General features: G+C 68.9%; 14 protein-coding genes. 3 read left to right on the top strand and 11 right to left on the bottom strand.

The features are described from left to right. Positions 1–10 precede the first annotated feature (10 nt). The 4 genes from holA to G7B71_RS01485 are packed head-to-tail and all read right to left on the bottom strand — an operon-like array spanning position 11 to position 4,485. Positions 11–1,033, bottom strand: coding sequence for a DNA polymerase III subunit delta (gene holA, locus G7B71_RS01470; RefSeq protein ID WP_166037134.1), 1,023 nt, complete (start codon positions 1,031–1,033; stop codon positions 11–13). Continuing rightward, entirely contained in the window at positions 1,030–1,524 is a 495-nt protein-coding gene (lptE, locus tag G7B71_RS01475) for an LPS assembly lipoprotein LptE (protein ID WP_166037136.1), read from the bottom strand. The genes holA and lptE overlap by 4 nt, the downstream gene beginning before the upstream one ends. Beyond that, positions 1,521–4,043: a leucine--tRNA ligase gene (leuS, locus tag G7B71_RS01480; RefSeq protein WP_166037138.1), complete on the bottom strand. Its 2,523-nt coding sequence runs from the start codon at positions 4,041–4,043 to the stop codon at positions 1,521–1,523. The genes lptE and leuS overlap by 4 nt, the downstream gene beginning before the upstream one ends. Before the next feature lie 13 nt (positions 4,044–4,056). Then, a complete protein-coding gene (locus G7B71_RS01485; protein WP_243406041.1) occupies positions 4,057–4,485 on the bottom strand; it encodes a DUF3576 domain-containing protein in 429 nt (142 codons plus the stop codon). 258 nt (positions 4,486–4,743) lie between these two features. Between G7B71_RS01485 and G7B71_RS01490 the strand changes: the two genes are divergently transcribed. Then, positions 4,744–5,445 carry a porin gene (locus G7B71_RS01490; RefSeq protein WP_243406042.1) on the top strand — a complete coding sequence of 234 codons (702 nt, stop codon included), beginning with the start codon at positions 4,744–4,746 and terminating at the stop codon, positions 5,443–5,445. Here the strand turns inward: G7B71_RS01490 and G7B71_RS01495 are convergent. Further along, complete coding sequence (locus G7B71_RS01495) at positions 5,442–5,972, bottom strand: thiamine phosphate synthase (RefSeq protein WP_166037142.1); 531 nt, start codon at positions 5,970–5,972, stop codon at positions 5,442–5,444. The two genes, G7B71_RS01490 and G7B71_RS01495, sit on opposite strands and share 4 nt — an antisense overlap. A gap of 22 nt (positions 5,973–5,994) precedes the next feature. On the opposite strand from G7B71_RS01495, the gene G7B71_RS01500 reads away from it, so the two are divergent. Beyond that, positions 5,995–6,669 carry a YggS family pyridoxal phosphate-dependent enzyme gene (locus G7B71_RS01500; protein ID WP_166037144.1) on the top strand — a complete coding sequence of 225 codons (675 nt, stop codon included), beginning with the start codon at positions 5,995–5,997 and terminating at the stop codon, positions 6,667–6,669. Here the strand turns inward: G7B71_RS01500 and ribA are convergent. The 4 genes from ribA to G7B71_RS01520 all read right to left on the bottom strand — a co-directional run bounded on the left by ribA (position 6,666) and on the right by G7B71_RS01520 (position 11,703). Further along, positions 6,666–7,715 (bottom strand): GTP cyclohydrolase II, encoded by a 1,050-nt coding sequence (gene ribA, locus G7B71_RS01505; protein ID WP_166037146.1) that lies wholly within the window; start codon positions 7,713–7,715, stop codon positions 6,666–6,668. The two genes, G7B71_RS01500 and ribA, sit on opposite strands and share 4 nt — an antisense overlap. Next, positions 7,712–8,509: an exodeoxyribonuclease III gene (locus tag G7B71_RS01510; protein ID WP_166037148.1), complete on the bottom strand. Its 798-nt coding sequence runs from the start codon at positions 8,507–8,509 to the stop codon at positions 7,712–7,714. Before G7B71_RS01510 ends, ribA begins: the two co-directional genes overlap by 4 nt. Positions 8,510–8,728: 219 nt before the next feature. After that, positions 8,729–9,355, bottom strand: coding sequence for an outer-membrane lipoprotein carrier protein LolA (locus tag G7B71_RS01515; RefSeq protein WP_166037351.1), 627 nt, complete (start codon positions 9,353–9,355; stop codon positions 8,729–8,731). Between the two features lie 92 nt (positions 9,356–9,447). Then, entirely contained in the window at positions 9,448–11,703 is a 2,256-nt protein-coding gene (locus tag G7B71_RS01520) for a DNA translocase FtsK 4TM domain-containing protein (protein WP_166037353.1), read from the bottom strand. 255 nt (positions 11,704–11,958) lie between these two features. On the opposite strand from G7B71_RS01520, the gene G7B71_RS01525 reads away from it, so the two are divergent. Then, positions 11,959–13,197, top strand: coding sequence for a UbiH/UbiF/VisC/COQ6 family ubiquinone biosynthesis hydroxylase (locus G7B71_RS01525; protein ID WP_166037150.1), 1,239 nt, complete (start codon positions 11,959–11,961; stop codon positions 13,195–13,197). 4 nt (positions 13,198–13,201) lie between these two features. On the opposite strand, the gene G7B71_RS01530 is transcribed toward G7B71_RS01525, so the two are convergent. Then, a complete protein-coding gene (locus G7B71_RS01530) occupies positions 13,202–13,597 on the bottom strand; it encodes a hypothetical protein (protein ID WP_166037152.1) in 396 nt (131 codons plus the stop codon). Beyond that, positions 13,594–14,226 (bottom strand): LON peptidase substrate-binding domain-containing protein, encoded by a 633-nt coding sequence (locus G7B71_RS01535; protein ID WP_166037154.1) that lies wholly within the window; start codon positions 14,224–14,226, stop codon positions 13,594–13,596. The genes G7B71_RS01530 and G7B71_RS01535 overlap by 4 nt, the downstream gene beginning before the upstream one ends.

The following is a 14,226-nucleotide window of genomic DNA, read 5'->3' on the forward strand; positions in this document are numbered from 1 at the left end:
ACGCTGGGATTCAAGCGCGCCGCCCGGCCAGACGGGCGATCTCCAGCAGCTCGGCATCGGCCGACACCGGTCCCAGCGCGCCCGACCGCTTCAGTGCACGCTCGGCTTCGCTCAGCCGTTCGACGCAACGCACCAGCCGCTCGGCCGGCCACGCGCGCAACTGCCGCTCGACGCCGTCCTTCTCCTTCCAGAACAATGCCTTGCCTTGCGAGGCAATGACCGAGGAGGCATTTTCGCCCTTCTCCACCCGCGCTCGCAGCTTGGCCAGCAGAAGCGCCCGCCGCAGCGCCGCGCGCAGCAGGACAATGCCTTCCGCTCCCTCTGCGTGAAGTCGCTGCAGCTCGGCCTGCGCGCCTTTCGGGTTGCCGTCGAACACGCGATCGACCAGCTGACCGGGGTCGCCCTCCTCGCGGGCCGCGCCGACCGCGTCGATGACGTCATGGTCGAGCGGCGTCGCCCGGCCGGGCTCGGCGTCGAGATAGGCGGCGAACTTGGCCATCTCCTGCTCGACCAGCGCGCGGTTGCCGCCGGCGGCCTCGGCGATGCGCTGGGCGACGTCGGGGCGGGTCTGCAGGCCGAAATTGCGTGCGATGTCGCTCACCATCCGGTCCCAGTCGCGCGCGTCTGGAAGATAGCTCGCGAAGGCGATCGCCGCGGGACTCGCAAGGACCAGCTTCAGCAGCGACGACGACGCCTTGAGGTTGCCGGCAATGAGCGCCACCGCATTGCCCGCCGCCGGTGCCGACAGGAGGGCCGATACCGCCTCGCTGCTCTCGTCGCCGGCCGGGTCGACCAGCACGTAGCGCGCGCCGCCGAACATCGAGATCGACGCGGCTTCGTCGGCAAGCCGCGCCGGGTCTGACTTGAGCTCGGAGCTGGCAATGTCGATGCGCTCCGCATCCGGCCCTACCGACGCGGCCAGGCGCCGCATCAGGGCACGGCTGCCGGCGTCGTCGGGGCCGTGGAACAGGAACAAGCGGATGTTGGCGGGAGCGGCGAGCGCCTTTTCCAGCTGCGGCTTGGTCGCCTTCACGGGGTCGCTGGCGTCCGGCTGGCGTAGAGCGCGACTCGCGAGATGATCTGTTCGGCGACCTCGACCGACAGCCGTTCCAGCGCCGTCTGCTCGGCCGCCACCGTGGCATATTCCGAGCCGACCACGTCGATGCCGGCATCGGAGCCGGCGGTGGCGTCGAGAACCACCGTGCCGCGCTGCGCATCGACCAGGCGGTAGCGGGCCCGCAACGTCCGCCGCTCGCGAGTCACCGCATCGTCGAGGCGGATTCCGAAGCCGGTGATGCGGTCGTCGAGTTCGACCTCGAGCCGGTAGCGCACCGGCCCGCTCGGCTCGCCCATGCGGTCGACCAAGGCGCCGCGCACATGATAGCCGGCGCGGCCCGGAATCGGCGCCACGCTGATCGAACGAAGCGCCTGCGACACCTGCGACCGGCTGCCGCCCGGGTAGAGCGGCTGGAGCGTGCAACCCGAAAGCAGCGCCGCGGCCAGCAGGGGCAGCGCCCGCCTCATGCGACCAGATTCACCAGGCGGTCGGGCACGACGATCACCTTGCGCGGCGGCTTGCCCTCGAGGATTCGTACGACTTTCTCCGACGCCAGCGCCATTTCCTCGAGCGCTTCCTTCGACGCGCCCTTGGCAACGGTCAACGTGTCGCGCAGCTTGCCGTTGACCTGCACCGCGATGGTGACCTGGTCCTCGACGAGCAAGGCTGGATCCGCCTGCGGCCAGGGCGAGTCGGCGATCAGGCCCTCCTGCCCCAACGCCGACCATGCCTCTTCGGCGACGTGCGGGGCCATCGGAGCGACCAGCTTGAGCATGGTGAGCGCGGCCTCGCGCTTCGACGCGGAGGGAGCGGCCTTCTCGATCGCCGAGGCCAGCTCGTAAAGGTTTGCGACCGCCTTGTTGAAGGCGAGCGCCTCGATATTGGCGCCGACCGCGGCGATCGTCTGATGAAGCTTGCGGTCGAGCGTGTCATCGCGCCCTTCCCCATCACTGGCGCTGCCTGCGATCCGCCACAGCCGCTGAACGAAGCGCCAGGCGCCTTCGATGCCCGATTCGCTCCATTCCAGGTCGCGCTCGGGCGGGCTGTCCGACAGCATGAACCAGCGCACCGCGTCGGCGCCATATTGCTCGACGATCGGCTCGGGATCGACGGTGTTCTTCTTGGACTTGGACATCTTCTCGACGCGGCCGGTCTCGACTCCGGAGCCGGTCGCGCTTTCGATGATGCCCTCGGCGCCGACCTCGACCTCGTCGGGAGACAACCAGCGGCCGTCCAGCGAGCGATAGGTCTCGTGAGTCACCATGCCCTGGGTGAACAGGCCGGCAAACGGCTCGGTGATGTCGAGCTGGCCCATATGATGGAGCGCCCGCGTCCAGAACCGCGCGTAGAGCAGGTGCAGGATCGCATGCTCGACGCCGCCGATATACTGATCGACCGGCAGCCAATGCGCGGCGACCCCGGGATCGAATGGCCGGTCAGCCGGCTGGCTGGCGAAGCGGATGAAATACCAGGAGGAATCCGCGAAGGTGTCGAGCGTGTCGGTCTCGCGCCGAGCCGTCCCGCCGCAAGACGGGCAGGACACGTTCTTCCACGTCGGGTGGCGATCGAGCGGATTGCCCGGCACGTCAAAGCTGACGTCCTCGGGCAGCACCACTGGCAATTGCTCGCGCGGCACCGGCACGGCGCCGCACGCCTCGCAATGGATGATCGGGATCGGCGTGCCCCAATAACGCTGGCGCGAAACGCCCCAATCCCTGAGACGCCAGGCGACCGTGCCCCGGCCCCAACCTTCCGCCTCGGCGCGCGCGATCACGGCCGCTTTCGCCGCTTCGACGCTCTTGCCGTCCAGGAAGCGCGAATTGACCAGGATTCCGTCGCCGGTCTCGGCTTCGCCCGTCACCGGCTTGTCGGCTTCGGCTGCGCTCGGCGCAACCACGCGCCGGATATCGAGCCCATATTTGGTCGCGAACTCGAAATCGCGCTGGTCGTGCGCCGGCACGCCGAAAATCGCGCCGGTGCCATAGTCCATCAGCACGAAATTGGCGATGAAGACGGGCAGCTCCCAGTCGGGATCGAGCGGGTGGATCGCTTCGCCGATTTCCAGACCGAGCTTTTCGGCCGTCTCCAGCTCGGCGGCCGTCGTGCCACCGCGCTTGCAGCGCGCGATGAACTCCGCAACCTCCGGCGAGCGGGCGGCATATTGCTGGGCGAGGGGATGATCGGGCGAGAGCGCGACGAAGCTCGCCCCGAAGATCGTGTCGGGCCGGGTGGTGAACACCTCGATCGAGTCGATGTCGCCCCTCTTCTCCGCCTCGATGGCGAAGCGGAACTTCATGCCGCGGCTCTTGCCGATCCAGTTCTCCTGCATGAGGCGAACCTTCTCCGGCCAGCGGTCGAGGCTTTCGAGCCCCTGCAGCAGATCGTCGGCAAATTCGGTGATCTTGAGGAACCACTGGGAGAGCTTGCGCCGCTCGACGAGCGCACCCGAGCGCCAGCCGCGGCCATCGATGACCTGCTCGTTGGCGAGCACGGTCATGTCGACCGGGTCCCAATTGACCTCGCTCTCCTTGCGGTAGACCAGGCCCGCCTGGAACATGTCGAGGAACAGCGCCTGCTCCTGCCCGTAATAATCGGGATGGCAGGTCGCGAGCTCGCGCGACCAGTCGAGCGCGAAGCCGAGCCGCTTCAGCTGCGCGCGCATCGTCGCGATATTGTCCCAGGTCCAGCTGCCGGGATGGACCTTCTTCTCCATCGCGGCATTCTCGGCCGGCATTCCGAAGGCGTCCCACCCCATCGGGTGGAGCACCTCGAAGCCGTTCATCCGCCGGTAGCGGGCGAGCACGTCGCCCATCGTGTAGTTGCGGACATGCCCCATGTGGATGCGCCCCGAAGGATAGGGGAACATCTCGAGGATATAGGCCTTCGGCTTGGACGAATCGTCACGGGCCCGGAACGTTTCCCGTTCCTCCCAGACTTTCTGCCAGTGCGCGTCGGCTTTGAGCGGGTTGAAGCGCTGGGCCGTCATGTGCTTGGATTTTCTATCCGCGCGCGGCGCGGCGCAGGTCACGGGCGCGGGTCAGGATGATCTCTTCAAGCCGCTGCACGGTCGCGGCGGCGACCGGAGCGTCGACCCAGGTGCCGTTCTGCAGCCGCTGGCGCGCCGCCGAGACGCGCAACGCGTCGGCGCGCAGGGTCGCATCGAGGATCGCGACCGACAGGCGCACCCGGTCGGTCGCGTCGGCGGGGTTCACGTACCAGTCGGTGACGATGACGCCGCCGTTCGAATCGGCCTGCGCGATCGGAGCGAAGGACACGGTGTCGAGCGCGGCCCGCCACAGATAGGAATTCACCCCGATTTGGGTGAGCGTAGCGGGCGCGATGGCTGGCGCTGCGGCGCGTCCGCCGCCACAGGCGCTGAGCAGGGCAGCGCCGATCATGGCGACACCGATCGGGAAAACGCGATTCATCGGGAGGTCCTCGGCAACTGGCTAGTTCGAGCGCCGTTATAGAGAGGCCCGCGCGAGCGGCAAGCGTTACTCGGTCGCGTTGCAGAGCGGGTTGATCGCTTCGGAATGGCCAGAATCACCTTTTGTTTGTGGAGATGTTGCAACAGACGAAATGAATCCGGGTTAACGCCGGGCGGTTCGCTGGAATGTGCGTTACGAAGCGACTAGATCGGGACGGTTATGGGAGCACCGGGTTTGCTCAGGGCTTGGACATTGGGATTGGCTGGCGGCGCGTCGCTGCTCGCCATCTCCTTGGCCGTGCCCGCAATCGGTGAAGCCCAGCGCGGCCAGAATCGCGCGGCACCGGCGCCCGAGCGCGTCATCGGCACGTTCACGCCGGCAGTGCGCGACCCGCGGCTCGCCGCGATGCTCGCCAATCGTCGCACAAACAATGTCGACACGGCATTTCGCTTCACCCCGGCCGCGACCACCGACGAGCGCAGCCGCGCGGTCCGGGTTGCAGTCCGGGTCCGTCCGGGCGTCAATGCGCCGGAGCGTCTCCGCACCGCGACTCTGGCCGCTCCGACCGCGGCCGGTACCCAGATCACCCCAAGCTCCTACAATCTCGGAGTCTCGGTCGGCTGGCGCCGCTTCGCCATCACCGGCGACGTCGCGCGCAGCAACGACACCGCGGCGCTGGGCGGCCGCGAATCGGCCCAGATCGGCGCGGAATATCAGGCGAACCGCCGCCTAACCGGCCGAGTCCAGGTCGGCGCCGAGCGCGCCGAGGGCGTCGAGCGGATCGTCGGCGACGACAGCGCTTATTCGCTCGATGTCGGCGGCTCCTATTCGATCGCCCGCAACCTCGATGTCACCGGCGGCGTTCGCTACCGCGTGTCGCGTGACCGCCTCGAGCCCCTGGCCCGCGACGAGCGCCGCGACAGCCAGGCGGTCTACGTCGGTACCGCGATCCGCTTCTAACTCAGCCAGGCGTCCACCGCTCCCCAGCCATAGGCGCCGCGCGCCATCAGCGACCGCGCGCGCGCGGTGTCCACGCCGCCCAGAGCGATGACCGGCAGGTCCGTGCGGCGCGCCAGCCGGGCGAAGCCGGAGAGGCCGAGCGTAATGGCGCCGGGGTGCGACCGGGTCGGATAGGCCGGCGACAGGAACAGAATCGACGCGTCGGCACGTTCCGCAGCCCGCATTTCGGCGAGATCATGGACCGACGCGCTGTGGAGACCGGCGCCGCGTCCCCTCCCGTGCCAGCCGTCGGCGCCCCATGCCAGGGCCCGGGCCCGCGAGCCGGCGAGCAGCAGCAGGTGCCCGCGGCGGCGCGCGACGGCGCGAATGTCCAGGAACAAAGCGCGCCGCTCGGCGTGGCCGAGGCTGTAATGGCGAAACAGGATTCCGCAGCCGAACGGCAGCCGCGCCACGGCGGGCAGGAGCCGGTCGCCCTGGCGCTCGTCGGTGACGAGCCAGGCGCGGGGGAGAGGCTGGCAGGCGGCCATGGCCGTGCCTATAGCAGCGCCGATGGCGGATTCATCAGTGCAGGAGCGGCTCGACAAGGTGCGCCGCGCGATCGAGGACGCGGCGCGCCTCGCCAACCGCGAGGGCGACGAGGTCACCCTCATTGCCGTGTCGAAAACCCACCCGGCCGAGGCGATCGTGCCGCTGGTCGAGGCGGGCCAGCGCGATTTCGGCGAGAACCGGGTCCAGGAAGCCGCCGCGAAGTGGCCGCAACTCAAGGCGCGCCACCCCGACGTGCGGCTTCACCTGGTCGGCCAGCTCCAGTCAAACAAGGCCGATGAGGCGGTCGCGCTGTTCGACGTCATCCACTCGGTCGACCGCTCGTCGCTGATCACGGCCCTCGCCCGCGCCGCCGACAAGGCCGGCCGCCGTCCCGACTGCTTCCTCCAGGTCAATCTCGCCGAGGAACCGCAGAAGGGCGGCTGCACGGTCGGCGCGCTTCCCGGCTTGCTCGGGGAGGCGCGCGACGCCGGCCTGCCGGTGATCGGGCTGATGTGCATCCCGCCCGCCGACCTGGAGCCGGCACCGTGGTTCGCCCTGCTCGCCGAGCATGGACGGCGCCTCGATCTGCCCGCGCTTAGCATGGGCATGACTGCCGACTACCCGACCGCCGTCACCATCGGCGCGACCCATGTCCGCATAGGCACCGCGCTGTTCGGAGAGCGTGCGACGACCTAGAGCTGGTGGCCGCTGCGGTCGCGCTTGGTGGCGAGATAAGCTTCGTTGTGAGGGTTGGCGGCCGTCCTGTGAGGCACGCGCTCGCTCACTTGGACCCCGAGCGCCTCCAGCGCCGCGACCTTGCGCGGATTGTTGGTGAGCAGGCGCACCGCGCTCTGGCCGAGCGCCGAGAGGATGCTCGCCGCCACCGCGAAGTCGCGCTCGTCGTCGGCAAAGCCGAGACGAAGATTGGCGTCGACCGTGTCGAACCCCTGGTCCTGAAGGGCATAGGCCCGCAGCTTGTTGACCAGGCCGATCCCTCGCCCCTCCTGTCGGAGGTAGAGGAGGATACCCCAACCGGATTCGGCGATCTCCGCCAGGGCCCCGTCGAGTTGTGGCCCGCAATCGCATTTTAGCGACCCCAGCGCGTCGCCGGTCAGGCATTCGCTGTGGATCCGCACCAGCGGCGGCCGCCGGTCGGGCGCTCCGATCAGCAAGGCGACATGCTCGCTGGTGTCGTCGTCGCTTCGGAACGCGACGATCTCGGCCCCTTCCCCATGCCGGCTCGGCAGATGGGCCCGAGCGGCGATTCGGACGCGCGGCTTGTGGGCATAGGCCGTCACCGCATCGGACGTGGTTTCGGCCTCCGCCGGGCCGCCTCGCCGGGTGAACAGGGCGGGGAGCAGGCCGGCGAGCCGCGCCAGCCGCAGCGCCGCGCGTGCGGTCGCCGGCGCACACAGGGGCGCAGTGGTGAACGGTCCCTTCAGCGGCCGCGAGAGATCGAGCGCGGGGTCGGCCACGGCCACGGCCAGGTCGAGATCGAGCCAGGGCGACCGCTTGATCAGGACCGGATCGGCCGGCTCCGCGGCATCGAGCTGGTTGATCAGCTTGAGCGTCGTGGCGCGGTTGCCCGAGATGAGCAGGTCGGCCGGCGCCTCGCCGTCGAACTCGGCGAGAGCGGCCGGATCGGCGGTCTCGATGGCGAGGAAGCGGACGTCGTCGATCGCAATCGGCCAGCCGCGCCGCAGCGCGTCGATCGCGCGGGCGACGGCGCGGCCCTCGCTCACACCACGAACTCGGTGGTCAGCGGGACATGGTCCGACGGCTTAAGCCAGGCGCGACACGGCTCATGGACCCGGTGCGCGACAGCCTGCGCAGCGACGTCCTTGGTCGCCCACATATGGTCGAGGCGGCGGCCGCGGTCGTTCTTGGTCCAGTCCGGCGAGCGATAGCTCCACCAGGTGAACATGCGGCCGGGCGCCGGGTGGAAATGGCGGCCGAGATCGACCCAGTCGTTGCTCGCCTGGAGCCCGGTCAGCGCCTCGACCTCGATCGGCGTGTGGCTGACGACATTGAGCAGCTGCTTGTGGCTCCACACATCGCATTCGAGCGGCGCCACATTGAGGTCGCCGACCAGCACGCTGGGCGCGCGGCACTCCTCCGACCAGCGAGTCATCCGCTCGATGAAGTCGAGCTTCTGCCCGAACTTCACGTTCGCGTCGCGGTCGGGAATGTCGCCGCCGGCCGGCACATAGACATTCTCGAGCCGGAAGCCGCATTCGAGCTGCACGCCGACATGGCGCGCCTCGCCATTGGCCTGCCAGTCGTGGCGCTCTTCCTCGCGCATCGGGATTCGGCTGATCGTGGCGACTCCGTGATGCATGCGCTGGCCGCGGATGACGATATGCTCGTAGCCAAGCTTGCGGAACATCTCGAACGGGAACTCGCCGTCCTGGACCTTGGTCTCCTGCAGGCACAGCACGTCCGGCGCCTCCTCGGTGAGGAAGCGCTCGACGATGTGAGCACGGGCCCGGACGCTGTTGATGTTCCAGGTTGCGATCTTGATGCGACGTTCAGGCATTGGGTCCGGCTCTAGCGGGGCAGGCGCGGACAAGCAAAGGCCCCCGCTCCGGGGGCGTGGAGCGGGGGCCACCAAGCGTTGTTCGACGCGAGGTCGACTGCCTGGACCGCCTTCGGGCAACAGGGGGGAAACCCGACGCCGGTCTTCCGCAATCGATAGGTGTATTATTAGGCTAGGGTTCCTGTCGTTCCGATGAATGACGCCTGACGGCTCATCGCACTAGCGCCTCGGTCCACGGCCACGCGCGGGCTCGAAGCGGAACAGGCTGTCGGCCACCGGCACATTGTAGCGCTGCCCGGTCAACCGCACCTGGGTGAGGTTGTTCTGCGCGTCGAGCGCGTTCCACCCGGTCAGGCTGAGCCCGCCCGGCGTGCCCGCGTTGCGCGCGAACGCCAGAGTGATGCGGCCGAACTCGCGGCGGCGCGGATCGCGCGCCTCGACCATCAAGGTGTTGCCGTCGTTGCGGATCACCCGGGCATATTGCGACAGGTCGCGGTTGGGGTTGAGCAGCACAGAAAGCGGGGAATCCCCGATCGGCCAGCTCTGCTGCTGCCCGACCTCGTAATCGAGGAAGTTGAGGCGGGTGCCGTCGGCAACGACCAGCATGCGCACGCCGCGATATTCGAAGCGGATCTTGCCCGGCCGCTTCAGCGCAAGGGTACCGGTCAGGGTCCTGCCGCGCGCGTCGGTCTGCGAGAAATTGGCGGTCATGCTGGTGATGGCGCGAAGATGGGCCTGGACCTCGGCGAGCCCGTTCTGCTGGGCAACTGCCGGAACGGGCGCAAGGGCAGCCGTGGCGGCGAGGCCGAGCGGCGCGGCGGTCAGCGCAAGCGCACGCAAGAACATCATCGAAAGTCTACTCCGTCCTGTTGAAGGATTTGCCGCCGCAGTGGGCGTTCCGCGTTGAATGTCCGGTGAACCCGATCGTTCCGCCGGCGTCAGCTCAGCGGGCGTCCGTCGGTGTCGATCAGCACTTCGCGGCGGCCGACATGGTCGGGGGCGGAGACGATGCCGTCCTTCTCCATCCGCTCGATCAGGCGCGCGGCATTGTTGTAGCCGACTCGAAGCTGGCGCTGGAGGTAGGAGGTCGAGGCCTTCTGCGCCTCCGCCACGATCTGGATCGCCTTGCGGTAGAGCTGGGTCTCGGCGTCGTCCTCGCCGACCGGCTGGCCTTCGAACAGATAGCCGCCGTCCTCCGGCTCTTCGGTGACCGCCTGGATATATTCGGGGTGGCCCTGCCCCCGCCAGAAATCGGCGACCGCGCGGACCTCGTCGTCGGACACGAACGGGCCGTGGACCCGGGCGATCTGCTTGCCGCCCGGCATGTACAGCATGTCGCCCTTGCCGAGCAGCTGCTCGGCGCCCTGCTCGCCGAGGATGGTCCGGCTGTCGATCTTCGAGGTCACGGCGAAGCTGATGCGGGTCGGCAGGTTCGCCTTGATCACGCCGGTGATGACGTCGACCGAGGGACGCTGAGTGGCCATGATCAGATGGATTCCGGCGGCGCGCGCCTTCTGGGCGAGGCGCTGGATGAGGAACTCGACTTCCTTGCCGGCGGTGATCATCAGGTCGGCGAGCTCGTCGACCACGACGACGATCTGGGGGAGCACGTCATATTCGAGCTCCTCCATCTCGTATTTGGGCTGGCCGGTCTCCTGGTCGTAGCCGGTCTGGACCCGGCGGCCGAGGGTCTGGCCCTTCTGCTTGGCCTCGCGGATCTTGGCGTTGAAGCTGCTGAGCTGGCGCACCCCGACCGAAGCCATCATCCGGTAGCGCTCCTCCATCTGCTCGACCGCCCATTTCAGCGCTCGGATCGCCTTGCCCGGCTCGGTCACGACCGGGGCGAGGAGGTGCGGGATGTCCTCGTAGATGCTGAGCTCGAGATGCTTGGGATCGATCATGATCATCCGGCACTGCTCGGGGGTGAGCCGGTAGAGCAGCGACAGGATCATGCAGTTCAATCCGACCGACTTGCCCGAGCCGGTGGTGCCGGCGACGAGCAGATGCGGCATCGGCGCGAGGTCGGCGACGACCGGATCGCCGGCGATGTTCTTCCCGAGCACGATCGGCAACTGGGCGACATGGTCCTCGAAGGCCGGGCTTGCGATCAGCTCGGAGAGGGCGACCATCTCGCGGCGGGCGTTGGGCAGCTCGATGCCGATGACGCTGCGGCCGGGGATGGTCGCGACGCGCGCGGACAGGGCCGACATGTTGCGGGCGATGTCGTCGGCGAGGCTGATCACCCGGCTCGCCTTGACGCCGCGCGCCGGCTCGAGCTCGTACATGGTGACGACGGGGCCGGGGCGGACCTCGACGATCTCGCCGCGCACCGAGAAGTCCTCGAGCAGGGATTCGAGCAGCCGCGCGTTGCGCTCGAGCGCCGCCTTGTCGAGCGTTCCGCCGGTCGCGGGAGGCGGCGGCTTCAGCAGGTCGAGCGGGGGCAGCTGGTAGGTGTCGCCCAGCGCGAGTGGGCGCTGGCGGTCGCGCCCGCCGCGGCCGTTCGGATCCGGCGCGCGCGGGCGGTCGCCGATGATCGTCTGGCGCGGTTCCGGCGTGCGCACGATGGGCCGGCGCGACTTGCGCTCCAGACGCTCGTCGGCTTCCTCCTCCTCGTCATCATCGTCGAAGTCGTCATGGTCGGGCGCCGGCAGCGCCACGCGCTCGCGCCGCTTTAGCACCCAGCTCCATTCCTCGGCGGTGACGCCGAGGCCGAAGAAGCAGAGGATGAGGCCGCCGAACGCGGTCAGGATCGCGATGGCGAGACGGAACGGCGCGACGACGTCGGGCGGTCCGGCGAGGCCGAGGCCGCTGTCGATCAGGCCGGCAAGGCCGAGGCCGATTGCTCCGCCCCAGCCGGCGGGCAGGCCGTTGATCGCGCCGCCGACCAGCAGGCTGGCCGATGCGCCGACCAGGAAGATGCCGCCCAGCGTCAGGCGCAGCGAGCGGCCCCACGGCCCCGCCCCCGCCCCGCGCGCGAGCCGGATGCCGGTGAGGAGCAGAACGGGCAGAAGGAGCGCCGCGAGCGGCCCCGCCAGCGTGAGCAACAGGTCCGCGGTCCAGGCACCGGGCGTCCCAAGCACATTCTGAACGGCGCCGCCGGAGCGTGTGTTGAGCGACGGGTCGCTCGGCCGGTAGCTGATCAGTGCGGCCAGGATCGCGAGCGCCGCCGCGCTCAGCGCCATGCCCAACAGCATGACGCCAATGCGTCGCGCCACCCGCTTGAAGCGGCTCTCGTAGACGGCCAACCCGGTGTTCCGGCCGGCGCGCGAAGCCACACTCGCCATGCCCGTGCCTCAAATGTTCCCGCTGTGTGCTGTCATGCGCCCTGTGCGACTCCGCGGTCAAGCGCTTGGCGTTGCACGCGTGCATCGGTGAGGCAGAATTCGACCTGGGCGATTTCCCGTCCCCCCGGCTGTTCCAGCCGGCCGGAACTCGCTAGGGGCGGAAAAATGGACCGTGCGGACGTCTTGATCCTCGGCGGCGGCCTGGTCGGCCTCAGCCTTGCCATCGCGCTGAGCCGCAATGGCGTCACCACCATCGTCGTCGACGCGGCCGAGCCCGCCTCGCAGATCGCTGCCGCCTTCGACGGCCGCACCACGGCGGTGTCGAGCTCGTCGTGGCGGATGCTCCAGGCGATCGGCGTCGGCGAGAAAATCGAGGCGCATGGCTGCCCGATCCGCACCATCCGAGTCAGCGACGGCCTCGCTCCGGGCAGCCTCATCTTCGACCCGAGCCGCGGCGGCCAGGGCGACGGCGCCGAGGATCCGCTCGGTATCATGTTCGAGAACCGGCTGATCCGCCAGGCGCTTCAACAGACCGCGGCGGAATGCGAGAACATCACCGTGATCGCGCCCGCCCGCACCGGCGAAGTGGTGCGCGACGAAGCCGGCGTGCGCGCCGCGCTCACCGACGGGCGCGCCGTCATGGCGTCACTTCTGATCGGGGCGGAGGGACGCAACTCGCCGACCCGCGACGCCGCCCACATCCCGATCGCGCGCTGGCAATATGACCATTGCGCGATGGTGGCGACGGTGCGGCACGAGCGCCCGCACGAGAATGTCGCCTACGAGATCTTCTATCCCGCCGGCCCGTTCGCGATCCTGCCGATGCTCGACGACGAGGAGGGGCGCCACCGCTCCGCCATCGTGTGGTCGGTGTCGGCCGCGGACGGCCCTGCCTATATGGGCCTGCCCGACCGCGCCTTCGCGGCCGAGCTCGAGAAGAAGATGGGCGGCGCCCTCGGCGGCGTCGAGATGGGCAGCCGGCGCTGGACCTATCCGCTGGGCTTCCACCATGCCGCGCAGATCACCGACCTGCGCCTCGCCCTCGTCGGCGACGCCGCGCATGGCATCCATCCGATCGCCGGCCAGGGTCTCAATCTCGGCTTCCGCGACGCCGCCGCGCTCGCTCAGGTGCTCGTCGAAGGCGCGCGCCTGGGCCTCGATCTCGGCGATGCACAGCTGCTCGACCGCTACCAGAGCTGGCGCAGCCTCGACAGCTTCTCGGTCGCGCTTGCCACCGACAGCCTGACCCGAATCTATGGCGTGCCGGGCCGCACCGCCTCGGCCGTGCGCCGCTTCGGAATGGGCCTGATCGACCGAATCGCGCCGTTGAAGGACCGGCTGATGGCCGAAGCGCGCGGCGAATCCGGAGAGATGCCACTGCTGTTGCGCGGATTGCCGATCTAGTCCGTCAGACCGACACGCTCGCTCTGCGGCGAACGGCAGTTTCCTCCTTGGCTGCACGGATCATGAGGAATGTCCCTGACCACTCGCCGGGGATGGTCCACTCGCCCTGGATTTCGTTGCCGCAGGGCTGGACCGTTCCCCGATAATAGACACGATCCGGGCGAAGCTCATGGCCGTAGGTTTTGACGAAGGTCAGAAACGCACCGCTGCGTCGACCCTCGATAGTAGCGTCGAGTGTTGTCCCGGGCGGATCATAGATGTCGCCGGGCTCGGTTGTTACCCCGCTGATCGCGCCGGCGATGTCATGGATTTGAGCTTCGAACGGTCCCGGCGGCAACTCGTAGGGAAAGCTGAAGACACCACTCCAATGCCCGCTCAGGTCGATCCCCGGACCGCTCACTGCAGAGTTTCGGGCCCGTCGGCGCCGCCAGGGGCCATACGCTGGAACTGCATGAACTGGACGAGGAGGTCAGCGCGGGGCGCGAGGCCGTTCACTTCCAGCAACGCCTGTTTCGAGCCGACGTCGAGCGGCGCGATCTGGGCGATGCCGTTGACCAGCGATTCGTCGTCGAGGCGCGACACCGCTTCCCAATTGACCCCATAGCCCAGCGAATCGGCGTAGCGCCGCGCCTCCTGCTCGAGCTCGGCGCGCTCGGCGATGCCGAGCACGTCGTCGTCTTCGGAATCGTCGAAGGCGGCGCGGTCGATCTCGACCTGACGGTAGAGGGTGTCGACCTGGGCCTCGCGGGCGATTCGGAACCGTCCCAGGCCCTCCAGCACAATGTTGTAGCGGCCGTCGTCGAGCGGCTCGCATTCGCCGAGGTGGCCGAGGCAGCCGACGTCGAACAAGGCCGGGGGGTCCCCCGAATCGCGCGGCTGGACCATCGCGATCAGCCGGTCGCCCGCCATCGCATCGGCGACCATCGCACGGTAGCGCGGCTCGAAGATGTGCAGCGGCAGGTGACCGCGCGGGAACAGCAGCGCTCCCGCCAACGGAAACACCGGAACGCGCAGCAACTGGCGCTTCAT

It is taken from the genome of Sphingosinicella sp. YJ22 (genome assembly GCF_011320075.1).
Classification (GTDB): domain Bacteria; phylum Pseudomonadota; class Alphaproteobacteria; order Sphingomonadales; family Sphingomonadaceae; genus Allosphingosinicella.

Excerpts from the sequence above, each read along its gene's own strand:
- lptE (WP_166037136.1), bottom strand. The coding sequence starts at position 1,524 with ATGAGGCGGGCGCTGCCCCTGCTGGCCGCGGCGCTGCTTTCGGGTTGC.
- leuS (WP_166037138.1), bottom strand. The coding sequence starts at position 4,043 with ATGACGGCCCAGCGCTTCAACCCGCTCAAAGCCGACGCGCACTGGCAG.
- G7B71_RS01485 (WP_243406041.1), bottom strand. The coding sequence starts at position 4,485 with ATGAATCGCGTTTTCCCGATCGGTGTCGCCATGATCGGCGCTGCCCTG.
- G7B71_RS01495 (WP_166037142.1), bottom strand. The coding sequence starts at position 5,972 with ATGGCCGCCTGCCAGCCTCTCCCCCGCGCCTGGCTCGTCACCGACGAG.
- G7B71_RS01500 (WP_166037144.1), top strand. The coding sequence starts at position 5,995 with ATGGCGGATTCATCAGTGCAGGAGCGGCTCGACAAGGTGCGCCGCGCG.
- G7B71_RS01510 (WP_166037148.1), bottom strand. The coding sequence starts at position 8,509 with ATGCCTGAACGTCGCATCAAGATCGCAACCTGGAACATCAACAGCGTC.
- G7B71_RS01515 (WP_166037351.1), bottom strand. The coding sequence starts at position 9,355 with ATGTTCTTGCGTGCGCTTGCGCTGACCGCCGCGCCGCTCGGCCTCGCC.
- G7B71_RS01520 (WP_166037353.1), bottom strand. The coding sequence starts at position 11,703 with ATGCTGTTGGGCATGGCGCTGAGCGCGGCGGCGCTCGCGATCCTGGCC.
- G7B71_RS01525 (WP_166037150.1), top strand. The coding sequence starts at position 11,959 with ATGGACCGTGCGGACGTCTTGATCCTCGGCGGCGGCCTGGTCGGCCTC.
- G7B71_RS01535 (WP_166037154.1), bottom strand. The coding sequence starts at position 14,226 with ATGAAGCGCCAGTTGCTGCGCGTTCCGGTGTTTCCGTTGGCGGGAGCG.